This is a genomic window from Saccharopolyspora montiporae (assembly GCF_015209505.1).
Classification (GTDB): domain Bacteria; phylum Actinomycetota; class Actinomycetes; order Mycobacteriales; family Pseudonocardiaceae; genus Saccharopolyspora; species Saccharopolyspora montiporae.
Map to the genome: position 1 here is coordinate 71,508 of NZ_JADEYC010000018.1, position 25,131 is coordinate 96,638.

Consider the following 25,131-nt stretch of genomic DNA (forward strand, 5'->3'; position numbering starts at 1 on the left):
GACAACGCGGAACCGGACATGGCAATGTCTGCGTCGCAGGTTCATCCGGACTTGACGACGAGCTCGAAGGGGGTCATCCGACGATGGCTGGAATGGGTGCCGATACCCAGGCGATCGAGAAGGCTTCGCAGGACATCAACGAGACGCGGGACGCGGTGCAGAACGCGCTCCAGCAGCTGAAGGGTCAGCTGGAGCCCGCGATGGCCGGCTGGCAGGGCCAGGCCGCCGACGTCTTCCGCAAGCTGATGGACCGCTACGAGGAGAACGGCAAGAAGATCCTGGAGAAGCTCGGCCAGTTGGCCGAGAACGTGCAGTCCTCGGGCAAGGACTACGCGGCTTCCCAGGAGGAAGAGGCGTCGAACATCAGCAAGATCGAGGGCATGCTGGGCGGCTGAGGCCGGTCCGTTCTCGGGTGCACATCCGTTCACTTCCGTCACTGAGGGGTAAGCAATGAGCGAGATCAAGGTCGACTTCGCGCAGCTGCAGCAGGCGGCCGACGACCTGCAGAAGGCTGCGAGCAACATCGAGAGCGAGCTCGATCAGCTGGAGAGCAACCTGCAGAAGCTCGTCGAGACCTGGGAAGGCGAGGCGCAGGCCGCCTACCACGACGCGCAGAAGCAGTGGGACCAGTCCGCGAAGGAGATGCAGGAAACCGCCGCGAAGATGGGCATGGCGGTGAACACCGCGGCCGAGAACTTCCAGGCGGGTGAGAAGAAGAACGCCGGCCGCTTCGCCTGAGCACGTGCGAGCACCCGCGGCCCCGGCTCCGGCCGGGGCCGTTCGCGTGTCGGACCCGAGCCCGCGGCCTCGCCCCGCCCGGCCCGACCGGACGTTCGGGGGTGCCGCCGAGTCGCCGCGCGGCTCGCGTTACGCTGAACGAGGCCACGTGCCGGGTCGGCGGATCCCGCTCCGCGGCGAGCTGCATTCCAGTCCGCGGAGAACCGCCCGATCCAGGTCCGCACCGCCGCGGGCGTGCGGATCGGACCGGGGGGACCCGTTTTGACCGGGGTACGAGCCACCAAGTAGTCTCATTCTTCGTTGTGCGGTGCGCGACTGCGGTTCGTACCGGAGGACCGGATCCGGTCCGATGTCCGTAGCGGACGTCGAGGGTCCCGGTCCCGGTGTTGATCGACGAGGGCGTGCCGGTCTCCCGGACGGGTCCGGAGTTCCGGGCCGCCCCCGGTGGACACGGGCTCCGCACAGACGATTCCGACGCGAACGACGACGAGGTAGATCCGTGCGCACGTACAGCCCGAAGGCCGGCGAGGTGACCCGCGCCTGGCATGTGATCGACGCCGAGGATGTGGTGCTCGGCCGGTTGGCGACCGAGGCCGCGACGCTGCTGCGCGGCAAGCACAAGCCGACCTACGCGCCCCACATGGACACCGGCGACTTCGTCGTGGTCATCAACGCCGACAAGGTCGCGCTCACCGGCAACAAGCGTGAGCAGGCGTTCCACTACCGGCACAGCGGTTACCCCGGTGGTCTGCGCAAGCACTCCTTCGGCGAGGTGCTGGACTCGCACCCCGAGCGGCTGCTCGAAAAGGCGATCAAGGGCATGCTGCCGAAGAACAAGCTCGGCCGGGCCATGAGCAAGAAGCTCAAGGTTTACGCTGGGCCGAACCACCCGCACGAAGCCCAGAACCCGCAGCCGTTCGAGATCAAGGCGAAGGTCAAGAAGTGACTGACGAATTCCAGCAGGAAGAGCAAGTGAGCCTCGCCGAGGCTGCCGGCGTCGAGGTGGAGCCCGAGACCGCCGCCCCGGCCGACGTCCCCGCTGACGTCCCGGTTCCGGCAGGCCGCCCGGTGCAGACCGTCGGCCGCCGCAAGCAGGCCATCGCGCGCGTCCGCCTGGTGCCGGGCAGCGGCAACTTCCGCCTCAACGGCAAGGACCTGGAGCGCTACTTCCCGAACAAGGTTCACCAGCAGGTGATCCGGGAGCCGCTGTCCACCGTCGAGCGCGCCGAGAACTTCGACGTCGTCGCCACGCTGTCCGGTGGCGGCCCGTCCGGGCAGGCCGGCGCGCTGCGCATGGCGATCGCCCGCGCGCTGTCCACCTACGACGCCGACGACCGTCCGGCGCTGAAGAAGGCGGGCATGCTGTCGCGCGACTCGCGTGCCAAGGAACGCAAGAAGTACGGCCTCAAGAAGGCCCGCAAGGCGCCGCAGTACAGCAAGCGCTGAATCGGCTTTCCAGCGGTCCGCCCGTCGGTGTTCGGGTGGGCGGACCGCACGTCGCGGGAGCAGTCTTCCGCCCTGGTGGGGGTGGGGGCTGCTCCCGTTGTCGTTGTGCGGGGGCGTCGGATGCGCGCGCGGCGCCCGCTTCGGAGATTCGTGTCACGGTGTCGCATGTCATGATTCGCCCGCGGCTCCCTCGCCCGCTGCCGGCAACCGCCGGGCGCGTGGCCGCAGGCGCGATCCCAGGGAGGAAGTGTCGATGTCCCGGTTGTTCGGCACCGACGGTGTGCGTGGACTGGCCAACGCCGAGCTCACCCCGGAGCTGGCCATGTCGGTCGCTTCGGCGGCGGCGCGGGTGCTCTACGACCGGGACGACTCGCGCCGGCGGGTCGCGCTGGTCGGCCGGGACCCGCGGGCGAGCGGCGAGATGCTCGAAGCGGCGGTCACCGCGGGTCTGACCTCGGCGGGTGCCGATGTGCTGCGGGTCGGGGTACTGCCCACTCCGGCGGTCGCACACCTGGTCGGGGCGCTGGGCGCGGACATCGGCGTGATGATCTCCGCCTCGCACAACCCGATGCCGGACAACGGGATCAAGCTGTTCGCGGCCGGGGGGCACAAGCTGCCGGACGTGGTCGAGGACGAGATCGCCGCCCGCCTGCACGAGCACGACGACCGGCCCACCGGGGTGCACGTGGGGCGGGCCCGGGACGTGCCGGACGCGGTGCGCCGCTACGGCGACCACCTGCTCGCGGCCGCGCCGCAGCCGCTGACCGGGCTCAAGGTCGTGGTGGACTGCGCCAACGGCGCCGCCGCCGAAGCCGCCCCGCAGGCGTACCGGCGCGCGGGCGCGGAGGTCATCGCGATCAATGCCGATCCGGATGGCATCAACATCAACGACGGGGTCGGTTCCACGCACATCGAAGGTCTGTGCGCCGCGGTGCTCGACCACGACGCCGATCTGGGCATCGCGCACGACGGCGATGCCGACCGCTGCCTGGCGGTGGACTCCACCGGGACGGTCGTCGACGGCGACCAGATCATGGCGATCCTGGCCGTGGCGATGTCCGAGTCCGGGGAGCTGGCGGACAACACGCTGGTGGCCACGGTGATGAGCAACCTCGGCCTGCACTTGGCCATGCGTGAGCACGGCGTGCTGCTGCGGACCACCAAGGTCGGCGACCGCTACGTGCTGGAGGAGCTGCGCTCCGGCAGCTATTCGTTGGGTGGCGAGCAGTCCGGGCATGTGGTGCTGCCCGGGCACGCGACGACCGGGGACGGCCTGCTCACCGCGCTGCGGCTGATGGGGCGGATGTCGGCCACCGGGAGTCCGCTGTCCTCGCTGGCCAAGGTGATGCGCCGGTTGCCGCAGGTGCTGGTGAACGTGCGAGTGGTGGACAAGGCGGTCGCGGTGTCCGCGGCGGAGGTGACCGCTGCGGTGGGTGCCGCTGAGGCCGAGCTGGGCGAGACCGGGCGCGTGCTGCTGCGCCCGTCCGGCACCGAGCAATTGGTGCGGGTCATGGTGGAGGCGCCGAACGAGCAGACGGCCCAGCAGGTGGCCGAACATCTGGCCGAGGTGGTTGCCGCAATCCGGTGAACTTGTGATGTGGATCTCCGATCGACTCGTTGATGTGAGATCCTGATCACATGGGTGCCATTGTTGTCGCCATGACCGCCGGACTCGTGGCCATCGGGCTCGTGGCCGGGATCGTCGCGCTGGCTGCGCTCGCGTTGGCCGGGATCAAGGTCGTCAGCGCCGCGCACGAGAGCGGGTCCTGGCTGATGAACCGGCCACACCGGCAGCGGACGAGGTGATCGTTCGTGCGTGGACGCGTTTTCGGTGACCTGCTGGTGGTCTTCCTCCTGCCCCTGGTCGCACTGGTGGTGAGCGCCTTCTTGGCCGCCGTGGTGATGGCTCAGGGGTGGGGGATCCCGATCGTCTTCTAGCCGGCGCACCGGGCTGCTGCCGCACCGCTGGCGGTGCGGCCCGTCATCGTGCGCGCGGATCGAGTCCGGCATGCGCCCGTTGCCCGGATCATCTGGTCGGCGGCCAGTGCTTCGGTGTCTCGGATAGGTTCACGGCTGGCACTGATGTCGATCACCGTTGGAGCCGTACCGTGGCTATCCCCCTCCTTGTCTTCGTCCTCTTCCTCCTCGTGGCCGGGTTCGTTGCGCTGGTCAGCTGGCTCGTCGTGCGCAGCAAGCGCACCGGTCCGCAGGCGTACGGGCAGTCGATGCCGCCGCACGGCTGGCAGCAGGGGTTCCAACAGGCTCCGCCGGGTTTCCAGCAGCCGCCGCAAGGCTTCCAGTCGCCGCAGGCACCGCAGCAGGTGCCCGGCTGGCCGCAGCCGTACCAGCAGCCGCAGCCCCAGCAGCCGCAGCCCCAGCAGGGTTGGGGCCAGCCGCCGCAGCAGGACCGGGGCTGGTGACCGGGGCCCTTCGCGGATGCAAGCGAATGCGCGAACTCGGCGCTCGGCATGATCGAAAGCTGCCACGATGAGGCCCACAAGGTCTTCGTCGGCGTCGCGCGTTGTGTCCGGATGCCGATCGGTTTCAGCAAGGGGGTAAGCGGTGTCAGGGTTCGAAGCCAACGCCGGTGAGTTCACCTCGGTCGCCTCCGGCATCCGGGCGCAGGCGGACCCGGTCCGGGACCAGCACGGTGCCAAGCTCGGCGATCTCGGCATGGGGCAGGGCGACTTCGGCCGGGAGCACGGCGAGAACTTCCAGGGGTTCCAGGATGGCATGGACAAGCTCGCCAAGTGTGTGACCAGCATGGCCGATGCGATGGACGACTTCGCGGGCAAGCTGGAGCAGACCGGATCCGGCTACGACTGGTCCGACGCCGAATCCTCCGCCACCGTCGAAAAGTCCGGGGAGTGACGCATGTCAGATGAGAAGCCCCCCGAGTGGGAAGACGTCAAGAAGCTCCTCGACAGCCCCGACGTCCCGGACGATCAGAAACAAGAGCTGGCCGTTCGGTATGCGTCAGCGGATGAGCTGGGCTATTTCCGAACCAATCCGGATGCCACTCCCTACCTCAACAAGTATGACGACGGGTATGGCGCCACATGGGCCGACGTCGCCACCGGGGGTGGTACCGACGAAAGTCTCATCGAGGCGTATGGGAAAGCCAAGGAGTCTGCTGATGATGGAGCGGCGAAGCGGGAACAGCATGACAAGGCCGTAGCCGACGGCAAAGGCAAGCTGGAAGACAGCCGGAGCAAGGGCGCGGACGGCGTGCACGGTGGCGCCGGGGCCAAGGACGCGGACGAATTGCTGGACGCAGGCAAACCAGGGCTGCTCTTCTTTAAGAACTTCGTGCCGCTATACCACGAGATCGCGACTGACCACGAGGACAAGGACAAAGTCCGGAAGGTCGAGACGCTGCAGAAGCACTACGATCAGCAGCGCGGACTCAGCTTCGAAAAGCTCGTGCAGTGCGCCGAATCCCTCGACGGGGCTGAGAAGCAGCTGCGGGAATCACACGAGGGCATGTCGGGCAAGCTGGGCGGCTTGTGGCAGGGCTGGACCGGTGGTGCCGCGGACTCCGCACAGGACTTCTTCGCGTCGAAGTTCACCCCCACCGTCAACGATCGGGTGATTGGGGCGGTCAACGATGCAGCTGGGATGACTCGGGAAACCATCAAGTCAGTGGCCGAGTTGGTGCGCAAGAAAGCGGAAACCACTCTCGGTCTGGACGAGCACAGCGAGCAGATCGGCGGAAAGGCGCCACAGGATTGGAAGACCACGATTGACGTGGCCAACGGTACGGATGACGACAAAACTCTGCGGATGGCTTGCTCGATCTGGGACGTCCCGATCGAGGAAGATTGCGGAGATCTGGCCGGCGAGGCCCGCGAGAAGATCCGGGTTCAGTGCAGCAAGGTGGTGCGGGAGACCTTCGCCTCGACGGTGGAGGAGCAGTGCGAGCAGTTCGTGAAGATGTGCGCGGACACGAAGAAGAGCGTCGACGAGGCGTTCGGGCAGCTCACCGAGGAGCTGGGCAAGGCTGAGGAGAACCCGTTCCAGAACCCGGGTCCGGAGAAGGAGCAGGGCGGCAACGGGCAGGACGGCCAGGGCGAGCCCGAGTCGGGTGGTGACCAGGCCGGGCAGCAAGCCGGTGGCGGTGGTGGCGCCGGTGGTGGTGCCGAGGGTGGCGCCGCCGGTGGTGCTGGTGCCGGTGGTGCGGGTGCCGGTGGTGCCGGCGCTGGCCAGCCGCCGTCCGATGCGAGGGAGATGCCGCCCGGCCCGAGCGAATCCGGTGGTCCGGACGCGGCGGGCGCTGGCGAATCCCCTGGTGGTGCGGAAACTCCCGGCGGTCGGGAAACTCCTGGTGGTCCGGGTGAACCCGGCGGACCCGGTGGTCCGGGAACGCCCGGGGCTCCCGGCGAGGAGAAGGTCACGCTCGGCGAGGGCGAGGACGCGGTCGGCGTCGGCAAGCCCGGTCCGGACGGCAAGACCCAGGTCGAGCTGATCGGCGAGGACGGCAAGCCCAAGACCTACGAGGTCGGCTTCGGTCCGGAAGGCGGTGGCGCCCCGGGCGAGTCCGGGCAGGGCGGTGCTCCCGGTGCGGACGGTCCGATCCCGGTGCAGCCCGGCGAGGACGGCAAGGCCGTCATCGAGGAGGGCGGCCGCACGATCACGCTGGAACGCAATCCCGAGGGCGGCATCCAGGTCGGGGTGGACAACGGCGACGGGAAACCCCCGTTGAACCAGACCGTCGACTTCGGTGAGTCCGGTGCCGGTGGTCCGGACCCGGCCTCGGCGCGCGGTGGGATGCCGCCCGGGGGCGGTGCTTCGTTCGGCAGTGCTTCCGGTGAGATCCCGGGCGTGGAAGGTGGTTCCGGCGGTGGTGATCCTGCCGGCGCCGGGGCTGCCGGTGCCGGTGGCGGTGGTGCTCCGGCCGGCGGTGGTGGCGGGGGTGTGCCCGCGGGCGGCGGCGGTGGCGGGACGTCCGGCATGCCGGCCATGCCGCCCGGTGGCCAGACCAGCGCAGGCGGAACGCCCGGCATGGCCGCGATGGGCGACGGCGGTGGCCAGCCCGCGGCACCGGCGGCCGCGCAGGGCGGCCAAGGCCAAGGCGGCGCGGGTGGCGGCATGATGGGTGGCGGCATGATGGGCGGCGCCGGCGCCAATCAGCAGGGCGGTGACCAGGAGCGCAGCAACGACAGCCCGTGGAAGACCTCGGGCCAGCTGTTCGATGACGGCATCGAGGCGTCCAAGGTGCGTTTCCGCTCGGTCATCGGTGAAGAACGCGAACCGGAGAAGTGAGTCGGATGACCGGGGATAGCGAGAACCTGAAAGCCTTCCGGAACCGGCTCACCGGTCTGGTGGCGCAGCACGCCGCGAACGCCCGCGTGGTCGAGCAGACCTGGCGGGACACCGCGGCCAAGGCGGACAAGAACGCCGCCGAGACGACCGAGAAGGGCCAGAAGCTCCTGGAGCGCGTCCGCGAGCGCTCGGAGTTCCTCCGCAAGCAGGAGGACACGTCGGGCCCGCAGGAGATCGGCACCGGGGCGGAGGATCTGGACGCGGACGTCGATCCGGAGGTCGAGCGGCTGTCCGAGCAGCTGGTCGCGCAGGAGAAGGAGCGCGCGGCCGCGACCGGCCCCGCGGTGCCGAGCCCGGCCGCGACGAATCCTGCGGCTGCAGCGGGAACCCCGCCGCCGCAGCAGGAATGGCAGGGACGGGCCGGGCGGTTCGGCCACCCGCTGGCGCCCCCGGCCCCGCCCGCACCGCCCCTGCCACCGGGGCATCCGGGGGCGCCGGGGCAACCGGGCCAGCAGGGGCAACCGGGCGGACCGGGCCAGGCGGCGCCGCAGCAGCCCGCGAACGCCTGGAACGTGCAGGCCGGCCGGTTCGGCAGGAAGGACAAGCCGCAGCCGGCAGCACCGGAGCCGCCGCCCGCACCGCAGGCGAAACCTGGGCCGCCACCGCGCCCGCAGCGTAGGCAGCCGGTGGACGACGACGAGGACTTCGAGAACCAGACCTGGCTGCGCTGACCCGGGCCGTGCCTTCGCCGGGGGCACGGCCCGGGTTCAGGCCGCTGCGCGGGTGTGTTCCTGGTCGATCGCCGCGCCGGAGACGTCCTGCTCCAGCAGGGCTTCGCCGCGGCGGTCGCCGGCCAGTTCGCGGAGGAAGAACGCGGTCAGCAGGCCCTTGGCCAGCCGCTGGGTCCGGTATTCGCCCTTGCCGTGCAGCACCAGCTCGGTCCAGTGCCTGCCCTCGGTGAAGCCCAGGTGGCTGGCTTTCTTGATGGTGCGCAGCTGAACCGGACCGGCCCAGGACGCCGCGATCGGCCGGGCGTTGGCCACCGCCGGGGCCAGCAGGTCGTTGCCCGCGGCCAGGTGCAGGCCCGGCACGCGCACCTGCGCCGCGGCGTCCGAGGCGGGCGGGTGCGTCTCGGCCGCGGCGAGCGTCGCCACCGCGCGGATCCGCTCGTCCGTCGCGGCCGCCAGCACTGCGGACCCGCCGCCCATCGCGTGCCCGGCCGCGCCCAGCCGACGCTGGTCCACGCTGATCGCGCCCTCGCCGAGCCGGGCCCCGATCGCGATGTCCAGGGCCGTGCGCAGGTCCGATTCGAACATGCGGTGCGAGGCGAACGGTCCCCGCTGGGTACCCGGCGCCACCACCACGAAGCCCCACGAGGCCAGGTGCCGCAGCAGACCGAGGTAGCGGCGGGGCGGCTGCAGCCAACCGTGCCCGAACGCGAGCGCGGGCAGCCCCAGTCCGGAGCGCGGGGTGCAGAGCACGCCCGGCAGCCCCACCAGCGCCGGATCGCCGTGCAGCACGTCGTGCGGACCGCGCCGGGACAGCTGCTCCAGCGCGTGCTTCGGGGACCGGATCTTCTTGGCTGTGCGCGCCATGGTCGGCAACGTTAGCGGACACGCGTCGCAGGTGGCGCGCACCATCGCGGTCCGGGTGTGAATGCGCCCACTCGATCCACCCCGAACCAGGGACGATGCCGGTACTCGCCAGGCCCGGGCTCGGTGGCGGTAGCTACGCTGGGCCGGGTGTGCGGCATCGTTGGTTACGCAGGACATCGCCAGGCGCTGGACGTGGTGCTCGACGGCCTCCGGCGGCTGGAGTACCGCGGCTACGACTCGGCGGGGGTCGCCCTGCCGGACGGGGTCGGCGGACTCGTCGTGGAGCGCGCCGCGGGTGCGTTGACGAACTTGGAGAAGCGGATCACCGAGGCCGATGAGGCCCGGTTCACCGGCGACAGCGGCATGGGGCACACCCGCTGGGCCACGCACGGCGCCCCCACCGACCGCAACGCCCACCCGCACCGCGACGCGACCGGCAAGGTCGCCGTGGTGCACAATGGGATCATCGAGAACTTCGCGGCGCTGCGCGGTGAGCTGGAGGGTCGCGGGGTCGAGATGGCCAGCGACACCGACACCGAGTCCGCGGCGCACCTGGTCGCGGCCGCCTACGCGGACGGCCCGGCGGCCGGGGACCTCAGCGCCGCCGTGCGCGCCGTCGCGAGCAGGCTGGAGGGCGCCTTCACCCTGCTCGTCACGCACGCCGACGAGCCGGGCACCGTGGTGGCCGCGCGCAGGTCGTCGCCGCTGGTCGTCGGGGTCGGCGACGGGGAGCACTTCCTGGCGTCCGACGTCGCGGCGTTCATCGAGCACACCCGGGATGCGGTGGAGCTCGGCCAGGACCAGGTGGTGACCATCACCCGGGACGGCTACCGGGTGACCGACTTCGCGGGTGCCGACGTCGAGGTCAAACCGTTCACCGTCGATTGGGACCTGTCGGCCGCCGAGAAGGGCGGCCACGACTACTTCATGCTCAAGGAGATCGAGGAGCAGCCGGAAGCGCTGCGCAACACGCTGCGCGGGCACTTCGCCCGGGGCGGGGTGGTCCTCGACGAGCTGCGGCTGGCCGAGCAGGACCTGCGCGACATCGACAAGGTCTTCGTCGTCGCCTGCGGGACCGCGTACCACTCCGGGCTGCTGGCCAAGTACGCCATCGAGCACTGGTGCCGGATCCCGGTCGAGGTCGAGCTGGCCAGCGAGTTCCGCTACCGCGACCCGGTGCTGGGACGGGACACGCTGGTCGTGGCGATCTCGCAGTCCGGGGAGACCGCCGACACGCTGGAGGCGGTGCGGCACGCGCGCACCCAGCACGCCCGGGTGCTGGCGATCTGCAACACCAACGGTGCGCAGATCCCGCGCGAGTCCGACGCGGTGCTCTACACGCACGCCGGACCGGAGATTGGGGTGGCGGCGACCAAGACGTTCCTCGCGCAGATCGCGGCGAACTACCTGGTCGGCCTCGCCCTGGCCCAGGCGCGCGGCACGAAGTACTCCGACGAGGTGGCCCGCGAGTTCGACGAGCTGGCGGCGATGCCCGAAGCGGTGCGCGACACGTTGTCCACCGTGGAGCAGGTGCGCGAGCTCGGGACCGAGATGGCCACGTCCAAGGCGGTGCTGTTCCTGGGCAGGCACGTGGGCTACCCGGTCGCGCTGGAGGGCGCGCTCAAGCTCAAGGAACTCGCCTACATGCACGCCGAGGGCTTCGCCGCGGGCGAGCTCAAGCACGGGCCGATCGCGCTGATCGAGCAGGATCTGCCGGTCGTGGTGGTCATGCCCTCGCCCACCGGCCGCGCCCAGCTGCACGCCAAGATGGTGTCCAACATCCGGGAGATCCAGGCGCGCGGCGCCCGCACCATCGTCATCGCCGAGCGCGGTGACGAGGAGGTGCGGCCGTTCGCCGACGAGCTGATCACCATCCCGGCCGTGCCCACACTGCTGCAGCCGCTGGTGTCGACCGTTCCGCTGCAGGTCATGGCGGCCGAGATCGCGCGGGCGCGGGGCTACGACGTGGACAAGCCGCGCAACCTGGCCAAGTCCGTGACCGTGGAGTAGTCGTGCTCGTCGGGATCGGCACGGACCTGGTCGGGGTGCCGCGGTTCGCCGCGACGCTGCGCCGCACGCCGGGGCTCGCGGACCGCGTGTTCACCCCGCGGGAACGCTCCCGCCCGGACGGCAGTCCGCGGACCGGTCGCTCGCTGGCCGCGCGGTTCGCCGCCAAGGAGGCCGCGGCCAAGGCGCTCGGCGTCCCGGCGGGCTGCCGGTTCCTCGACTGCGAGGTGGTGCCGGGCGCCGACGGTCGTCCGGAGCTGCGCATCTCGGGTGCGCTGGCGGCCGCGGCCCGGGAGCGCGGAGTGGTGGCCTGGCACGTGTCGCTGACGCACGACGCGGATGTCGCCGGGGCGCACGTGGTGGCCGAAGGCCGCTGACCGCGCGGGGCTCCTCCGCGGGCGGCGCCGCGCGGACCTGCGATCATGGGCTCGGCTGGAACGACGATGTGGTCGCCGGAGGACCCGATGCGCGGAGTGTGGACGCCCGAGCAGATCCGTGCCGCCGAGCAGCGGCTGTTCACCCGGACTCCCGAGCCGGCCGTGATGCGTCGCGCCGCGCACGCCGTCGCGCGGCACACCGCGCAGGTGTTGACCGAGTGCACCGGCGGGGTCGCCGGGCGACACGTCACGCTGCTCGTCGGTGCGGGCAACAACGGCGGTGACGCGCTGTGGGCAGGATCCTTCCTGCGCAAGCGAGGTGTCGGTGTGACGGCCGTGCTGCTGGACGCCGATCGGGCGCACCAGGGCGGACTGCTCGCGCTGCGCCGCGCCGGGGGTCGCGCGGTGCGCGCCGAGGGACCGAACCCGGACACGACCGGGGTCGGTGCCGAGGCCGCGGAGGCGGTGCAGCGGGCGGACGCGGTCGTCGACGGGATCGTCGGGCTCTCCGCGTCCGGTGGGCTGCGCCCGATGGCCGCCGAGCTGGTCGACCGGGTGCTGATGCCGATCGTGTCCGTCGACCTGCCCAGCGGGGTCGACCCGGTCACCGGTGCGGTGGACGGCCCCGCTGTGTCGGCGGACGTGACGGTGACCTTCGGCGGGCGCAAACCGTGCCACGTGCTCGGGCCCGGGGCGGTGCGCTCGGGTGATGTGCTGGTCGCCGACATCGGGCTGGACGGCGATCTGCCCGAGCCGGAGCTGCACGTGCTCGACGCCGCCGATGTCGGTGCGGCGTGGCCGGTGCCGGGCCCGGAGGACGACAAGTACAGCCAGGGCGTGGTCGGCGTGGCGGCCGGTTCCGCCACGTTCCCCGGCGCGGCCGTGCTGGCCGGCGGTTCGGCGGTGCGCGCGACCTCCGGGATGGTGCGCTACGCGGGCCCGGCCGCCGACGAGGTGTGCCGCCGCTGGCCGGAGGTGGTGGTCACCGGTTCGGTCACCGACGCCGGGCGGGTGCAGGCGTGGGCGGTCGGACCGGGCATCGGAACCGGTGCCAGCGGGCGGGACGTGCTGCGGCACGTGTTCGATTCCGGGCGCCCGGTCTGCGCGGACGCCGATTCGATCACGCTGCTGGGCGCGGACCCGACGTTGTGGGACGCGCGCGACCCGGACGCACCGGTGGTGCTCACCCCGCACGACGGGGAGTTCGAACGGCTCGGCGCCGGACCGGTCGGGACGGACCGGGTGGCCGCGGCCCGTCGCGTCGCCGCCCGCTTCGACGTGGTGCTGCTGCTCAAGGGCAACACCACGGTCGTCGCCGCCCCGGACGGCCGGGTGCTGGTGAACGATTCGCAGCAGGCTTGGCCGGCCACCGCGGGTTCCGGGGACGTGCTGACCGGGCTGATCGGCGCGCTGCTGGCCTCCGGGATGGACCCGTGGCTGGCGTGCGGCTGCGCCACCCGGGTGCACTCGGACGCCGCCGAGCTGGCTGCGCGGGATGCGGACGGCGTCGGCGCGCCGATCGGGGCGTCTGCGCTGCTCGACCAGGTTCCCGCCGCCGTCCGAGCGGTCCGCCGCGCCGCCTTGACGTGACGGCGTGGGCCGATCGGCGTCGCAGGCTGTTCCCGGCCGGGCCCTTGCGCAGGCCCGACCGTCCCACCGGTTCGAGTGATGTTGGCTACAGTGCGGCTGACCAGGGGAGAAGGTGTCCGGCGCGCGCAGCCGCCGGGGTCGGGTGTGGGACCATGTCCAGGCCATGAGTGACCAGCCAGCCCGGCGTGCCGACCTGCGGGTGGATCTCGGTGCGATCCGGCACAACACCAGGGTGCTCTCGGCGCGGGGCCGCCGTTCGGGCGCCGCGACCATGGTCGTCGTCAAGTCCGACGGCTACGGGCACGGGGCGGTACCGGTCGCGCGGGCCGCGCTCGAATCCGGGGCGGACTGCCTCGGCGTCGCTTCGGTCGACGAGGCGTTGCAGCTGCGCACCTCGGGTGTGCGCGCGCCGCTGCTGTGCTGGTTGCACACGGCCGACGACGACTTCGGGCCCGCGGTGGACGCCGATGTGGAACTGTCCGCCTCCTCGGTCGGCGAGCTCGACCGGATCGCCGCGGCCGCGGACCGGCGCGGGGGCACCGCCAGGGTGCACCTGAAGATCGACACCGGGCTCAGCCGCAACGGGTGCCCGCCGGCGGCCTGGCCGACGCTGGTGGAACGGGCGGCCAAGGCCGAGGAGCGCGGCTGGATCGAGGTCGCCGCGGTCTGGTCGCACCTGGCCTGCGCCGACGAGCCCGGGCACCCCTCGGTGGACCGGCAGGCGGAGCGGTTCCAGGACGCCTACCTGCGCGCTCGCGCGGCCGGACTGCGCCCGATCCGGCACCTCGCCAACTCCGCGGCCCTGCTGACCAGGCCGGACCTGCACTTCGACCTGGTCCGCCCGGGGATCGCGGTGTACGGGCTGGATCCGGTTCCCGGGGTCGGGGAACACGATCTGCGCCCGGCGATGACCTTCCGCTCCTCGGTGGTGGGCACCAAGCGCGTCGCGGCCGGCGAAGGAGTCTCCTACGGGCACCGGTGGACCGCGCCGCACGCGGTGACCCTGGCGCTGGTGCCGGTCGGCTACGCCGACGGCGTGCCGCGCGGGCTGTCCGGCCGGATGTCGGTCTGGCTGGCCGGGCGCCGCCGTCCGGTGGTCGGCCGGGTCTGCATGGACCAGCTGGTCGTGGACTGCGGGGACGACCAGGTCCACGAGGGCGACGAGGTGGTGCTGTTCGGGCCGGGCGACCGCGGGGAGCCCACGGCCGCCGAGTGGGCGGACGGCCTCGGCACCATCCACTACGAGATCGTCACCGGGATGTACCGGCCGCGGGTGACGCGCACGGTGGTGGAGGCGTGATGGGGCGGCGCGGGTGCCCGGTCCCGCGGTGTCGCGGCGAACGGTTCGGCGGACTGGGGAGGTCGGCATGAAGCCGCTGTGGCAGGCCCTCGCGTGGGGCAGCGGAGCCGTGGGGGCGGCGGTGACCGGTGCGGCGGTCGGGGTCGCCACGCACAGCACGCGCGCCGCGCTGCGCCGCAAGTCCACCGATCCGTACGCCGACGAGGTCCTCGGCCAGCTGCCGTCGGACCGCCGGTCGACCGTGGCCGCCGATGACGGGATCCCGCTGTCGGTGCAGGAGATCGACCCGGCCGAGGGCGAGGCGGAGCTGACCGTGCTGCTCGTGCACGGCTTCACGCTGGATTCCCGGTCCTGGCACTTCCAGCGCCGCGACCTGCCGGAGATGTCCGATCCGCGGGTGCGCTTGGTGCTGTTCGACCTGCGCAGCCACGGCCGGTCCGGGCACTCGTCGAAGCGCACGAGCACCATCGATCAGCTCGGCCGGGACCTGGACGCGGTGCTGCGCGCGACGGTCCGCAGCGGGCCGGTGGTGCTCGTCGGCCACTCCATGGGCGGGATGGCGATCATGGCGCTGGCCGCGCAGCGGCCGGAGCTCTTCCGCGACCACGTGCGCGGGGTGGCCTTCGTCGGCAGCTCGTGCGGCGAGGTGGGTTCCTCGGGGCTGCCGCGGCCGGTGCTGTCCCGGTCCAATCCGCTGACCCGCGGCCTGGGCGTGCTGGCCGATCTGCAGCCGGCCCTCGTGGAGCGCACCCGCAAGGTCGGCGACCGGATCACCTGGAACGTCATCCGGACCCTCGCGTTCGGTGACCGGTCGATCTCGCCCACCGTGGTGGACCTGATGGCCGACATGATCGGGTCCACGTCCGTGGAGGTCATCACCGACTTCCTGGAGACCATCAGTACGCACTCCCGGAAGGATGCGCTGGCCGCGTTGCGGCATTGCGAGGTCCTGGTGCTCAGCGGGGACGCCGACCGGCTCACCCCGTACGTGCCGCACGCGGAGGTGATCGCCGGGGAACTGCCCGACGCCGAGCTCGTCCGGGTCGCGGGGGCGGGCCACCTGGTGATCCTGGAGTGTCCCGAGCTGGTCACCGAACACATCGCAGCGCTGGTGCGCAGGAGCTATGCCCGGAAGCGGACCGCGCGACGGAGGAAGGTGGCGGGGAGTTGAGCATCGACCGCGCGATCCGGTTGCCGCTGGAGGCGGACACGCTGGAGTTCGGCCGCAGGCTGGGGGCGCTGCTGCGGGCCGGGGACCTGGTCCTGCTGGACGGCCCGCTCGGCGCGGGTAAGACCGTGCTGACCAGGGGTATCGCCGCCGGGATGGGGGTTTCCGGGCGGATCACCTCGCCGACCTTCGTCCTCGCCCGGGTGCACCGGCCGGCGTCCGGGACCGGGCCCGCGTTGGTGCACGTGGACGCGTACCGGCTCGGCGGGCTGGACGAGATCGACGATCTGGACCTGGATACCGACCTCACCGAGGCGGCCGTCGTCGTCGAATGGGGCGCCGGGCTGGTGGAGCGGCTGGCCGATTCGTTCCTGCTGCTGGGCCTGTCCCGCGGATCCGACGACGTGCGCGAGGTGCGGCTGCAGCCGCACGGCACCGCGTGGCAGCAGCGGGTGCAGGGTTTGGCGGTCGCGTGACGTGGTGCCGGCCGGTTCCGGCGCGCGCGGCCGGCACCACCCGGCGGGTCTCGACGCGGTTGCCCGGCTCAGGCGGTATCGCTGACCGCTAGCTCGTCGGCGAGTTCGTGCGCCAGGCGCTGCATCAGCGGGATCACCTCGTCCAGCGAGATGCGGGTCATCCGACCTTCCGGGCCGCTGATGGAGATCGCCGCGCCCGCGGGGGCGTCCGGCACGGCGACCGCGAAGCAGCGGACCCCGACCTCCTGCTCCCCGTCGTCGACCGCGTAGCCGTGCTGCCGGATGCGGCCGAGTTCGTGCTGCATCTCCTCGACGGTGCTGATGGTGCGCTCGGTCTGCGGGCGCATCCCGCTGCGGCTGAGCAGCTGATTCACCGAGTCCGGCGGCAGGTCGGCCATGACGGCCTTGCCCACGGCGGTGGCGTGCGCGTCGACGCGACGGCCGACCTCGGTGAACATCCGCATCGAGTGCTGCGAGGGCACCTGCGCCACGTAGACGATCTGCGCGCCGTCCAGCACCGCCATGTTCGACGTCTCCCCGGTGGCCTCGGTGAGTTCGGCCAGGTAGGGGCGAGCCCAGGCGCCGAGGGCTTTGCTGGCGGTCTCGCCGAGCCGGATCAGCCGCGGGCCGAGCGCGTAGCGGCGGGAGGGCTGCTGGCGCGCGTAGCCGTTGCCGACCAGGGTGCGCATGATCCGGTGGATGGTCGGCAGCGGGAGACCGGACCGGTCCGCCAGTTCCGACAGGGCGACCTCGCCGCCGGAGTCGGCCATCAGTTCGAGCAGCTCGAAGGCCCGCTCGACCGATTGCACCCCGCCGCCCTGGTTCGCGCCCTTCGGGGCAGTGGTCATCGCACAACTCCCTCCCACTGCACTGGTCCGTCCGCTTCGCGCCGACCGCGCGAGTCTAGCCGTTCCGGTACGAGCGTACGGTGTTGCTCGGAACGCCATGTGGAAACTAACATCCACGATGCAGAAAAGCTTGGTCCTTGCGAGGCTGGTTCTACGACTTCCCGCGGCGCGGTGAGCGGATCGGCCACCGCGGTGATGCACGGCAGAAAGAGGTGGACTTCCCATGTCCGAAACGGCACCTGACGCAGCAACCGTTCCCGGCGTGCGGGTGCTCGGCGGCGCGGTGGAGCGCGGCGACGAGATCCTGACCAGCGCCGCCCTGGAGTTCGTTGCCGACCTGCAGCGCACCTTCGGCGCGCGGCGCGACGATCTGCTCGCCCGCCGGGGCGAGCGCAGGGCCGAGGCCGCCGCGAAGGGGCGGCTCGACTTCCTGCCCGAGACCAAGCACGTGCGGGAGGGCGACTGGCAGGTCGCCGAACCGCCGGCCGACATCGCCGACCGGCGCGTCGAGATCACCGGGCCGACCAGCCGCAAGATGGCCATCAACGCGGCCAACTCCGGCGCCCGCATCTGGCTGGCCGACCTGGAGGACGCGAACACCCCGCACTGGGACAACGTGGTGTCCGGCCAGGTCAACCTGTACGACCTGGTGCGCAAGCAGATCGAGCTGCACACGCCGGAAGGCAAGTCGTACTCGCTGCGCGACGACATCCGGCACGCCGTGCAGCTGGTGCGCCCGCGCGGCTGGCACCTGGACGAGAAGCACGTGCTCGTCGACGGCAAGCCGATGGTCGGCGCGCTGCTGGACTTCGGCCTGTACTTCTTCCACAACGCCGCCGAGCTGCTGCAGCGCGGCAGCGGGCCGTACTTCTACCTGCCCAAGATGGAGAGCCACCTCGAAGCCCGGCTGTGGAACGACGTGTTCACGCACGCCCAGCAGCAGCTCGGCATCCCGCACGGCACCATCCGCGGCACCGTGCTCATCGAGACCTACCCGGCCGCATTCGAGATGGAGGAGATCCTCTACGAACTGCGCGACCACTCCGCGGGGCTCAACGCCGGGCGCTGGGACTACCTGTTCAGCGTCATCAAGACGTTCCGCGACTCGGACCGCTACATCCTGCCGGACCGCAACTCGGTGGGCATGACCGCGCCGTTCATGCGGGCCTACACCGAGCTGCTGGTGCGCACCTGCCACAAGCGCGGTGCGTTCGCGATCGGCGGCATGGCCGCGTTCATCCCCACCAAGGACCCGGAGACGAACGAGAAGGCCATGGGCAAGGTGCACGACGACAAGAGCCGGGAGGCCGGGGACGGCTTCGACGGTTCCTGGGTCGCGCACCCCGGGCTGGTCCCGATCTGCTTCGAGGAGTTCGACAAGGTCCTCGGCGACAAGCCCAACCAGATCGACCGGGTCCGCGAGGACGTGGCGATTACCGCCGACGACCTGCTCAACGTCGCAGCGACGCCGGGTGAGAAGACGATCGAGGGCCTGCGCGCGGCGGTCGACGTCGGCGTCCGCTACATCGTGTCCTGGCTGGGCGGCAACGGCGCAGCGGCGATCCACAACCTGATGGAGGACGCCGCCACCGCCGAGATCTCCCGGTCGCAGCTCTGGCAGTGGCTGCACAACGACGTGGTCCTGGCCGGTGGCGAGCAGGTCACGGTCGAACTGGTCCGCGAGGTGATCGCGGACACGGAGAAGGCGCTGCGCGCCGAATCCGGGTTCCCCACCGACGACCTCTCCCGCGCGGTCGAGCTGTTCGAGAAGGTCGCGGTGGCCGACGAGTTCGTCGACTTCCTGACCCTGCCCGCCTACGAGCAGATCGACTGAGGCGTCCCGGCGCGGATCGGGTTCCAGGAGGGCCGAATCCCGGCGCGGCCGGGAGATGTCCATGACGTGCGCGGGGCGTTCCCCGGTGGAGGATTCCGCCGGGGGACGCCCCGCACCGCTGAGCAGTGGAGGAATCGTGGGTGGCATTGCGGAATCGCTGGACCGGGCCGAGGTGACCGAGCTGCTGGCTCGACTGTCTCCTGTGGACGAGAAGATGCGGCGGGAGTACCCCGGTGCGCCGAGCTCCCGGCAACCGGTGCACACCTGCTACGTGCCCGCCGGTGCGATCGGTCCGGACACGGTGCACGACTGGGGCCGGCAGGCACTGGCGGCACTGGACGGGCACCTGCCCGGACCGACCGAGCTGGCCGCGCTGCTCGACCTCGATCCCGGCACGGCCTCCGCCGTGCACCCGCGGGTGCGGGCGAAGCTGGAGCGCGCCCCGGTCGAGGACCTGCGCTTCGACTTCGAGGACGGCTACGGGACACCGGACGACGAGACCGAGGACGCCGATGCCGACCGCACCGCGCGCATCGCGGCGCGGTGGTGCGCCGGCGGCGGTGGCCCGCAGTTCTTCGGGCCGCGGGTGAAGTCGTTCGACACCCCGCAGCTGCGCGAGCGTTCCGCGCGCACCCTGGACGTCTTCCTCACCGCGCTGCTGGACGAGGGCGGGGACCTGCCGGACGGGCTGGTCATCACCTTCCCCAAGGTCGTCGATGTCGCGCAGGTCGAGGTGTTCGCCGAACTGCTCGGCCTGCTCGAAGAGCGGCTGGGCCTGCCGAGCGGGGCGCTGCGCTTCGAGATCCAGGTGGAGACCACCCAGTCCGTCGTGGACGCGGACGGGCGGTTCGCGCTGCCCGGATTCCTGCGCGCGGGGGCGGGCCGGATCAGCGGCCTGCACTTCGGCACGTACGACTACACGGCCGCGTGCGGGCTGACCGCCCAGCACCAGCACCTGGCGCACGGAGCCTGCGACTTCGCCCGGAACGCGATGCAGGTCGCCGCAGCCGGGCGCGGGGTGCTCTGCTCGGACGGATCCACCAACGTGCTGCCGGTCGGCGACCAGGTCGAGCACGGGTGGCGCACGCACTACCGGCTGGTGCGCCGGTCGCTGGCGCACGGCTTCCACCAGAGCTGGGACCTGCACCCGGCGCAGCTGGTCACCCGCTACGCGGCGGTGTTCGCCGAGTTCCGGGAAGCCGCGGGTCCGCAGGGTGAGCGGCTGGCCGCTTACGTCGGGCAGTCCGATTCGGCGGTGCTGGACGAGCCGGCCACCGCCCGCGCGCTGGCCGCGACCTTCGTGCGGGCGCTGGACAGCGGGGCCACCGACGCCGCCGAGGTGCAGCGCACGACCGGGATCGACGAGGACCGGCTGCGGTCGCTGGCCCGCTGAACGCGGCGGTGCCCGGGCTCGCGCTCTGCCAGAATCGTCCGCGGACGGCATCGGCGGACCGGACGGGAGCACAACGATGGGCGAGGACTCGGGCGAGCGCGACGCGCTGCGGGCGGTGGCGGATCGGGTGACCGGTGACCAGGTCTTCGGTGAACCGGTGCGGCAGGGCGGGACGACCCTGCTGCCGGTGGCCGAGGTGCGCTTCGGCGGTGGTCGCGGCGGTGGCGGTGATTCCGGCGGGGGAACCGGTAGCGGCAGCGGAGCCGGCGGGGTGGCCCGGCCGGTCGGGGCGTTCGCGGTGCGCGAGGACGGTTCCGTGGTCTGGCACCCGGCGGTCAGCGTCAACCGCATCGTGCTCGGCGGGCAGATCGCCCTGGCGAGCGTGCTGGTCACCGCGGCCCTCGCGTTCGGCTGCCGGCGCCGCAAGCGCTGCTGACCGGGTGCGGTCGCCGCGCCGACCGGTCGGCGGATCAGCTCCGCGGACCGGTCGGCTTGCGCGCGATGACCACGCCGAAGCTGGTCCAGCGCCCGGCATCGATCCGCAAGGTGGTGGGGTCGCCGTCCGGGTCGGCCTTGGCGAACGGGTCGTGGCGCGCGAACTCGTCCCACCACGCGGCGGCGTCCGCGGGATGCTCGGCGTGGACCACGTCGAACCCCGCGTCGGCCACCTGGGCCGCCGTACTGGTCAGGTCGCTGAAGCAGTCGGCCTAGCAGAACTCACCCCGGGTCACGTACGGGCGCAGATCCTCGGGAATCGGGGCATCCAGGTGCATCGGCTCACCGAGCCCGAACATCCCACCGGGCTTCAGGATCCGGTGGATCTCGCCGAGCGCGTCCCGATAGCCGGCCTCGCCCTGAAGGCCGCGGATCATTTCCAGCGTCGTGGTGCAGTAGGCGAAGTCGAAGGATTCCGCCGCGAACGGGGTATCGGGGACACCTGCCCGCACCGCGATCACCCGGTCGGCGACGCCCCACTCGCGTGCGTTGCCTGCGATGTGCTCGACCATCGGGCGACCGTCCTGCCGGTCTTCCCAGGGGTCGAGGGCGAGCGCGGTGACCCCGTACTCCTTGGCCAGCCAGCAGGTCTGCAATCCCCGGTTGGCGCCCACATCGACCAGCACGGCGCCCGCGCGCAATCCGATTGCCTCGGCCAGGTGCTCGGCCAGCCGCAATCCGCCGGGCCCGCTGCACTGGGCGTAGATGTGATCCAGATCGGGGTAGGCGGCGGCACGGGTCGCGACCGCGGAGTCCTCGGTGCTCATGAGGTCAGCCTGACCCGCACCGGCGTTTCGGGACAATCGGTTTTCCCGCGCGAACGTGCCGGTCACGGCAATGGACGCGTCTTCGGGCCACCGCCTGCGGCCCGAAAAAGGGGACCGCCCGGGATCGGACGGCCCCCTTCGTTCGCAGGTCGGGACGGATCAGGCCGGTGCGCGGACCGCGGCCCCCGCGTCGACGATGCCCTTGCCGTACAGCGGGTTGAACACCCCGCGCGCGTCCCCGAGCAGCGGGGTGCGCGCGGAGTCCAGCAGCGCCTGCTCGACGCCGTCGGCGTTCCGGCCCTGCGCGGTCAGCAGCGCCGCCACACCGGAAACGTGCGGGGCGGCCATCGAGGTGCCCGCCAGCGCGTCGTGGTCCGCGTCGCCGCACTCGCCCGAGCCCATGCCGCGCGGCACGGTGGACCAGATGTCCTCCTCGCAGCCGCCCAGCGAGGAGCCGCCGGGTCCGGAGACCACGTCGGTGTCCAGCTTGATCCCGAGGTTGGAGTAGAGCGCCCGGTTCTCCTGCTGGTCGGTGGCGCCCACGCACAGCGCCCCGGACTCGAACGCGGGAGTCGCGCACAGCGGCGCGGTTTCGTTGCCCGCGGCGGCGACCACGACCACGCCCTTCTCCCGCGCGTACGCGATCGCTTCCTTGGTCTCCGCGGTCAGCCCGAGCAGGGTCAGCGCCTGCGAACCGGGTAAGGCGCCCACGCTGAGGTTGATCACGTCGGCGCCGTTGTCCGCCGCGTGCCGCACGCCTTGGCCGATCTCGGCGAAGCTGCCCGACCCGTCCTCCAGGGCCTTGATCGGCATGATCCGCGCGTCCGGGGCCACGCCGGTGACCCCGCCGGAGGCGGCGGCGATGCCGGCCACGTGCGTGCCGTGCACGTCGGCGGGCTGGCCTTCGCCGTCCGTCCCGCGCCAGTCGCCGTTGCCGCACGGCGCGGGACGGTCACCGCAGCCCACGAAGGTGGCGCCGGGGACCAGCTTGTTCGCCAGGTCCGGGTGGTCGAGGTCCACGCCGGAGTCGACCACGGCGATCGTCTGGCCGGCGCCGGTGCTGACCGGCCACGCATCGGGGGCGTGCACCTGGTCCAGGCCCCACTGCTGCGCGGTGGGACCGGGTGCTGCCGGTTCCGGTTCCTCCGCTGCTGCCGCCGGCGCGGCGAGTGCCGAGGCACCCACCAGCGCGGCGGTGATCAGGACGCGCGTTCGCATTGCGTCTCCCAACTTCGGGCATGAGTTCTCGCGATCAACGAACCGGAACGGCAGGCCGTTTCACCTGATCGCGAAATACCGCCCGCGGGACCAGGAAATTGCGCCGAATGCAGCAGCAACGACACCGCGCATGCGCGGTGATCAGGCGTTTTCCGGCGTATCGGCCGTTTTCCGGCGAAACGCGTTGAACAGCAGGTTGAGCAGCAGCGCCGCGATGCACCCGGTGCTGATACCCGAGTCGAGCACTGTGCGCAGCGAGCTCGGGAAGCTCTCGTAGAAGCCGGGGGCCACCACCGGCACCAGTCCGATGCCCAGCGCGCCGGCCACGAGCAGCGAGTTGAGCGGATCCCCGAGGTCGGCCCGGCCCAACGTGCGGATGCCGCTGGCGGCCACCGAGCCGAACAGCACCAGCGCCGCCCCGCCGAGCACCGGCTGCGGGACCAGGGAGACCACCGCGCCGGCCATCGGGAACAGCCCGAGCAGCACCAGGACGCCGCCGCCGGTGGCCACGACGTATCGGCTGCGCACCCGGGTCAGCGCGACCAGCCCGACGTTCTGCGCGAACGCGCTGCAGGTGAATCCGCCGAACACCGCGGCCAGCGCGCTCCCGGCGCCGTCCGCGCGCAGTCCCGCGGCGATCGTGGCCTCATCGGCCGGGCGGTCCACGATCTCGCCGAGCGCGATCATGTCGGCAGTGCTCTCCATCATGGCCACGAGCATCACGATGCAGATCGAGAGCGTGGCGGTGATGCTGAACGCGGGCGCACCGAGGTCGAACGGCACGGGCAGGTCGAACAGCGGCGCGGACGCGAACGTCGAGGTGTCCACGTAGCCGGCGGGCCAGGCCACCAGCGAGCCCACGACCAGGCCGATCAGCAGCGCGATCCGGTTGAGGAATCCTTTCAGGAACCGGTTGAGCAGCAATACCAGCGCGAACGTCGACGCGCCGAGCAGGATCTTGCCCGGCGCCCCGTAGTCGGGTGCGGATTCGTCCTGGCCGGCGATCCAGCCCACCGCGACCGGCATCAGCGACAATCCGATCAGCGTGATGACGGTGCCGTTGACCACCGGTGGGAAGAACCGCACCAGGCGGGAGAAGTACGGGGCGACCAGGAACGCCAGCACCCCGGCGATGAGCACGGACCCGTAGATCACCGATAGCGGGTTCTCCTGGCCGGTCTGCTGCCCGACGATCGCCAGGATGGGGGCCACGGAGCCGAAGGTGACGCCGTTGACGAACGGGAGCCGGGCGCCCACCCGCCACACGCCCAGCGACTGCAGCATCGTGGCGATCCCGGCGGTGAACAGGCTCGCGCCGATGAGCAGGGTGAGATCCGTCGGGGGCAGGCCGATGGCCTCGCCGATGATCAGCGGCGGGGCGACCACCCCGGCGTACATGGCCACCACGTGCTGCACGCCGTAGGCGAGCATGCGCGCGGGCGGTGGGACCTGGTCGACCGGGTGCACGTCAGCGGGTGATCCGTTCCGGGTGCCGTGGTTCCGGCGGGTTTTGAACAGCGCCATCGAATGCTCCAGGGCCGCGAGGAGAATGGGAATGCCTGGGCGATAAGGTTGACTTTTCCCGGTTGTGCCGAAGTTTCCTTCCGTTACCGGGAATTGAAGATCCGTCCGCAGTGGAAATGGTCGTGCGGACCGTTTTTCGGGCAGGATTCATCCGCCCGCGAACATCCGCGTCCGCGGGTCGGGCCTTTCCGGTGGGTTTCTAGAACTCGTCGATGCTGTACCAGGCCGCGGGCTGCGGCTCGGCTTCGTCGCGGGTGACGATTCCCTCGATCAGCCCGTACGGGCGGTCGGCGGCGTGGAAGACCTCGTTCGCGTTGTCCAGTCCGCAGAACTGGAGGTCCACCGCGAAGTGGTGCTTGTTCGGCAGGGACAGCCGGACCTCGGCGATCTCCGGGTGCTCGTGCAGCACCGCCTTGCCCATCTCGTAGAGCGTCTGCTGCAGCGCGTAGCTGTGCGTCTCGGCGAAGGCGGCCAGCAGCCGGGCGCGCACCGATTCGAAACTCTTCGCCCAATCCACGTCGGTGCTGCTGTAGCGCCAGCGCGCGGTGACCGCGGTGGCCAGCACGCGATCGGAGGTCTCGGCCAGCGTCGTGTACCGGTCCTTCGGGTAGCCGTGGAACTCCGAGCCGGTGGACTTGAGCACCACCAGGTCGCGCAGCCCGGAGACCACGTGCGCGTGCTCGCCGTCGAAGGTCACCGCGGTGGTGCGCTTCTCGTCGCCGCCGCGGCTGAACGAGTGGTCGTGCCCGGCGCCGTCGACCTGGATGCGCTCCCAGGCGTGCTCGTCGATGAGGATTCGGGCGCCGGTGATCCCGTCCGCGGTGGAGGTGAAGTGCTTGCCGAGGCGCAGCGCGAAGTCCTCGATCTCGCCGACCGGAGCCTCGCGGGCGAAGGCGAAGACGGTGTTCTTCTGCGTGTCGGTGGGCAGCACCTTGCTGTTGTCCCCGGTCAGGTGCGCCGGATCGAGCTCGCCGCGCAGCGCGCTGCTGACGGTGAGGTCCTTGATGCGGTGGCGCGGGGTCGAGCGGTCGACGGCGACGAGCCGCACCTCGGCCTTGCCGTACTGGTTCGGGCCCATGACGATGCCCATGGT

The 25,131-nt window shown here is 71.6% G+C and carries 27 protein-coding genes; 20 read left to right on the top strand and 7 right to left on the bottom strand.

Annotation, left to right across the window (positions count from 1 at the left end; all coding sequences use genetic code 11):
- Positions 1-92 precede the first annotated feature (92 nt).
- The 11 genes from IQ251_RS11255 to IQ251_RS11300 all read left to right on the top strand — a co-directional run bounded on the left by IQ251_RS11255 (position 93) and on the right by IQ251_RS11300 (position 8,177).
- Positions 93-395: a WXG100 family type VII secretion target gene (locus IQ251_RS11255; RefSeq protein WP_228046576.1), complete on the top strand. Its 303-nt coding sequence runs from the start codon at positions 93-95 to the stop codon at positions 393-395.
- A gap of 55 nt (positions 396-450) precedes the next feature.
- On the top strand, positions 451-738 hold the full coding sequence (locus IQ251_RS11260; protein WP_193928464.1) for a WXG100 family type VII secretion target: 288 nt from the start codon (positions 451-453) through the stop codon (positions 736-738).
- A 499-nt stretch (positions 739-1,237) separates the two neighbouring features.
- Positions 1,238-1,684, top strand: coding sequence for a 50S ribosomal protein L13 (rplM, locus tag IQ251_RS11265; RefSeq protein ID WP_193928465.1), 447 nt, complete (start codon positions 1,238-1,240; stop codon positions 1,682-1,684).
- Between the two features lie 56 nt (positions 1,685-1,740).
- On the top strand, positions 1,741-2,184 hold the full coding sequence (gene rpsI, locus IQ251_RS11270; protein ID WP_370591352.1) for a 30S ribosomal protein S9: 444 nt from the start codon (positions 1,741-1,743) through the stop codon (positions 2,182-2,184).
- A gap of 253 nt (positions 2,185-2,437) precedes the next feature.
- Positions 2,438-3,772 (top strand): phosphoglucosamine mutase, encoded by a 1,335-nt coding sequence (gene glmM, locus IQ251_RS11275; protein ID WP_193928467.1) that lies wholly within the window; start codon positions 2,438-2,440, stop codon positions 3,770-3,772.
- Between the two features lie 50 nt (positions 3,773-3,822).
- A complete protein-coding gene (locus IQ251_RS11280) occupies positions 3,823-3,990 on the top strand; it encodes a hypothetical protein (protein ID WP_193928468.1) in 168 nt (55 codons plus the stop codon).
- A 6-nt stretch (positions 3,991-3,996) separates the two neighbouring features.
- Positions 3,997-4,122: a hypothetical protein gene (locus tag IQ251_RS19995; protein ID WP_255526580.1), complete on the top strand. Its 126-nt coding sequence runs from the start codon at positions 3,997-3,999 to the stop codon at positions 4,120-4,122.
- Positions 4,123-4,292: 170 nt separating this feature from the next.
- Positions 4,293-4,604, top strand: coding sequence for a hypothetical protein (locus IQ251_RS11285; protein ID WP_193928469.1), 312 nt, complete (start codon positions 4,293-4,295; stop codon positions 4,602-4,604).
- A 142-nt stretch (positions 4,605-4,746) separates the two neighbouring features.
- On the top strand, positions 4,747-5,055 hold the full coding sequence (locus IQ251_RS11290; protein ID WP_193928470.1) for a hypothetical protein: 309 nt from the start codon (positions 4,747-4,749) through the stop codon (positions 5,053-5,055).
- A 3-nt stretch (positions 5,056-5,058) separates the two neighbouring features.
- Complete coding sequence (locus IQ251_RS11295) at positions 5,059-7,446, top strand: WXG100 family type VII secretion target (protein WP_193928471.1); 2,388 nt, start codon at positions 5,059-5,061, stop codon at positions 7,444-7,446.
- A 5-nt stretch (positions 7,447-7,451) separates the two neighbouring features.
- Positions 7,452-8,177 (top strand): hypothetical protein, encoded by a 726-nt coding sequence (locus IQ251_RS11300; RefSeq protein WP_193928472.1) that lies wholly within the window; start codon positions 7,452-7,454, stop codon positions 8,175-8,177.
- 36 nt (positions 8,178-8,213) lie between these two features.
- Here the strand turns inward: IQ251_RS11300 and IQ251_RS11305 are convergent, their stop codons facing one another.
- Complete coding sequence (locus IQ251_RS11305; protein WP_193928473.1) at positions 8,214-9,041, bottom strand: dienelactone hydrolase family protein; 828 nt, start codon at positions 9,039-9,041, stop codon at positions 8,214-8,216.
- 147 nt (positions 9,042-9,188) lie between these two features.
- Between IQ251_RS11305 and glmS the strand changes: the two genes are divergently transcribed.
- The 6 genes from glmS to tsaE all read left to right on the top strand — a co-directional run bounded on the left by glmS (position 9,189) and on the right by tsaE (position 15,959).
- Positions 9,189-11,051: a glutamine--fructose-6-phosphate transaminase (isomerizing) gene (gene glmS / locus IQ251_RS11310; RefSeq protein ID WP_193928474.1), complete on the top strand. Its 1,863-nt coding sequence runs from the start codon at positions 9,189-9,191 to the stop codon at positions 11,049-11,051.
- A gap of 2 nt (positions 11,052-11,053) precedes the next feature.
- Complete coding sequence (locus IQ251_RS11315) at positions 11,054-11,425, top strand: holo-ACP synthase (RefSeq protein ID WP_193928475.1); 372 nt, start codon at positions 11,054-11,056, stop codon at positions 11,423-11,425.
- Positions 11,426-11,512: 87 nt separating this feature from the next.
- Positions 11,513-13,015, top strand: a complete 1,503-nt coding sequence (locus IQ251_RS11320; protein WP_193928615.1) for an NAD(P)H-hydrate dehydratase — start codon at positions 11,513-11,515, stop codon at positions 13,013-13,015.
- Between the two features lie 163 nt (positions 13,016-13,178).
- Positions 13,179-14,315, top strand: a complete 1,137-nt coding sequence (gene alr / locus IQ251_RS11325; protein ID WP_193928476.1) for an alanine racemase — start codon at positions 13,179-13,181, stop codon at positions 14,313-14,315.
- 67 nt (positions 14,316-14,382) lie between these two features.
- Positions 14,383-15,486 carry an alpha/beta fold hydrolase gene (locus IQ251_RS11330; protein WP_193928477.1) on the top strand — a complete coding sequence of 368 codons (1,104 nt, stop codon included), beginning with the start codon at positions 14,383-14,385 and terminating at the stop codon, positions 15,484-15,486.
- On the top strand, positions 15,483-15,959 hold the full coding sequence (gene tsaE, locus IQ251_RS11335) for a tRNA (adenosine(37)-N6)-threonylcarbamoyltransferase complex ATPase subunit type 1 TsaE (RefSeq protein ID WP_228046577.1): 477 nt from the start codon (positions 15,483-15,485) through the stop codon (positions 15,957-15,959). The genes IQ251_RS11330 and tsaE overlap by 4 nt, the downstream gene beginning before the upstream one ends.
- A 68-nt stretch (positions 15,960-16,027) precedes the next feature.
- Here tsaE and IQ251_RS11340 read toward each other — a convergent pair whose 3' ends face one another.
- Complete coding sequence (locus IQ251_RS11340; RefSeq protein ID WP_193928478.1) at positions 16,028-16,807, bottom strand: IclR family transcriptional regulator; 780 nt, start codon at positions 16,805-16,807, stop codon at positions 16,028-16,030.
- A 223-nt stretch (positions 16,808-17,030) separates the two neighbouring features.
- Between IQ251_RS11340 and aceB the strand changes: the two genes are divergently transcribed.
- From aceB to IQ251_RS11355, 3 genes are all read left to right on the top strand, one after another.
- The gene (gene aceB, locus IQ251_RS11345) at positions 17,031-18,641 is read left to right on the top strand and encodes a malate synthase A (protein WP_193928479.1); all 1,611 of its coding nucleotides are present in this window, start codon (positions 17,031-17,033) and stop codon (positions 18,639-18,641) included.
- 136 nt (positions 18,642-18,777) lie between these two features.
- The gene (locus IQ251_RS11350) at positions 18,778-20,034 is read left to right on the top strand and encodes a DUF6986 family protein (protein WP_370591330.1); all 1,257 of its coding nucleotides are present in this window, start codon (positions 18,778-18,780) and stop codon (positions 20,032-20,034) included.
- Between the two features lie 76 nt (positions 20,035-20,110).
- Positions 20,111-20,470, top strand: a complete 360-nt coding sequence (locus IQ251_RS11355; protein ID WP_193928480.1) for a hypothetical protein — start codon at positions 20,111-20,113, stop codon at positions 20,468-20,470.
- Between the two features lie 34 nt (positions 20,471-20,504).
- Here IQ251_RS11355 and IQ251_RS19730 read toward each other — a convergent pair whose 3' ends face one another.
- The 5 genes from IQ251_RS19730 to pucL all read right to left on the bottom strand — a co-directional run bounded on the left by IQ251_RS19730 (position 20,505) and on the right by pucL (position 25,128).
- Positions 20,505-20,702, bottom strand: coding sequence for a hypothetical protein (locus IQ251_RS19730; protein WP_228046578.1), 198 nt, complete (start codon positions 20,700-20,702; stop codon positions 20,505-20,507).
- A 39-nt stretch (positions 20,703-20,741) separates the two neighbouring features.
- Positions 20,742-21,296 carry an SAM-dependent methyltransferase gene (locus IQ251_RS11360; RefSeq protein WP_228046579.1) on the bottom strand — a complete coding sequence of 185 codons (555 nt, stop codon included), beginning with the start codon at positions 21,294-21,296 and terminating at the stop codon, positions 20,742-20,744.
- A 159-nt stretch (positions 21,297-21,455) separates the two neighbouring features.
- Complete coding sequence (locus IQ251_RS11365; protein ID WP_193928481.1) at positions 21,456-22,514, bottom strand: S8 family serine peptidase; 1,059 nt, start codon at positions 22,512-22,514, stop codon at positions 21,456-21,458.
- A 141-nt stretch (positions 22,515-22,655) separates the two neighbouring features.
- Entirely contained in the window at positions 22,656-24,038 is a 1,383-nt protein-coding gene (locus tag IQ251_RS11370; RefSeq protein WP_193928482.1) for a nucleobase:cation symporter-2 family protein, read from the bottom strand.
- Positions 24,039-24,237: 199 nt separating this feature from the next.
- A complete protein-coding gene (pucL, locus tag IQ251_RS11375; RefSeq protein ID WP_193928483.1) occupies positions 24,238-25,128 on the bottom strand; it encodes a factor-independent urate hydroxylase in 891 nt (296 codons plus the stop codon).
- Between the last annotated feature and the right edge of the window lie 3 nt (positions 25,129-25,131).

Excerpts from the sequence above, each read along its gene's own strand:
- IQ251_RS11255 (WP_228046576.1), top strand. The coding sequence starts at position 93 with ATGGGTGCCGATACCCAGGCGATCGAGAAGGCTTCGCAGGACATCAAC.
- IQ251_RS11260 (WP_193928464.1), top strand. The coding sequence starts at position 451 with ATGAGCGAGATCAAGGTCGACTTCGCGCAGCTGCAGCAGGCGGCCGAC.
- glmM (WP_193928467.1), top strand. The coding sequence starts at position 2,438 with ATGTCCCGGTTGTTCGGCACCGACGGTGTGCGTGGACTGGCCAACGCC.
- IQ251_RS11280 (WP_193928468.1), top strand. The coding sequence starts at position 3,823 with ATGGGTGCCATTGTTGTCGCCATGACCGCCGGACTCGTGGCCATCGGG.
- IQ251_RS11295 (WP_193928471.1), top strand. The coding sequence starts at position 5,059 with ATGTCAGATGAGAAGCCCCCCGAGTGGGAAGACGTCAAGAAGCTCCTC.
- IQ251_RS11300 (WP_193928472.1), top strand. The coding sequence starts at position 7,452 with ATGACCGGGGATAGCGAGAACCTGAAAGCCTTCCGGAACCGGCTCACC.
- IQ251_RS11305 (WP_193928473.1), bottom strand. The coding sequence starts at position 9,041 with ATGGCGCGCACAGCCAAGAAGATCCGGTCCCCGAAGCACGCGCTGGAG.
- IQ251_RS11320 (WP_193928615.1), top strand. The coding sequence starts at position 11,513 with ATGCGCGGAGTGTGGACGCCCGAGCAGATCCGTGCCGCCGAGCAGCGG.
- alr (WP_193928476.1), top strand. The coding sequence starts at position 13,179 with ATGAGTGACCAGCCAGCCCGGCGTGCCGACCTGCGGGTGGATCTCGGT.
- IQ251_RS11330 (WP_193928477.1), top strand. The coding sequence starts at position 14,383 with ATGAAGCCGCTGTGGCAGGCCCTCGCGTGGGGCAGCGGAGCCGTGGGG.
- IQ251_RS11340 (WP_193928478.1), bottom strand. The coding sequence starts at position 16,807 with ATGACCACTGCCCCGAAGGGCGCGAACCAGGGCGGCGGGGTGCAATCG.
- aceB (WP_193928479.1), top strand. The coding sequence starts at position 17,031 with ATGTCCGAAACGGCACCTGACGCAGCAACCGTTCCCGGCGTGCGGGTG.
- IQ251_RS11355 (WP_193928480.1), top strand. The coding sequence starts at position 20,111 with ATGGGCGAGGACTCGGGCGAGCGCGACGCGCTGCGGGCGGTGGCGGAT.
- IQ251_RS11360 (WP_228046579.1), bottom strand. The coding sequence starts at position 21,296 with ATGAGCACCGAGGACTCCGCGGTCGCGACCCGTGCCGCCGCCTACCCC.
- IQ251_RS11365 (WP_193928481.1), bottom strand. The coding sequence starts at position 22,514 with ATGCGAACGCGCGTCCTGATCACCGCCGCGCTGGTGGGTGCCTCGGCA.
- IQ251_RS11370 (WP_193928482.1), bottom strand. The coding sequence starts at position 24,038 with ATGGCGCTGTTCAAAACCCGCCGGAACCACGGCACCCGGAACGGATCA.
- pucL (WP_193928483.1), bottom strand. The coding sequence starts at position 25,128 with ATGGGCATCGTCATGGGCCCGAACCAGTACGGCAAGGCCGAGGTGCGG.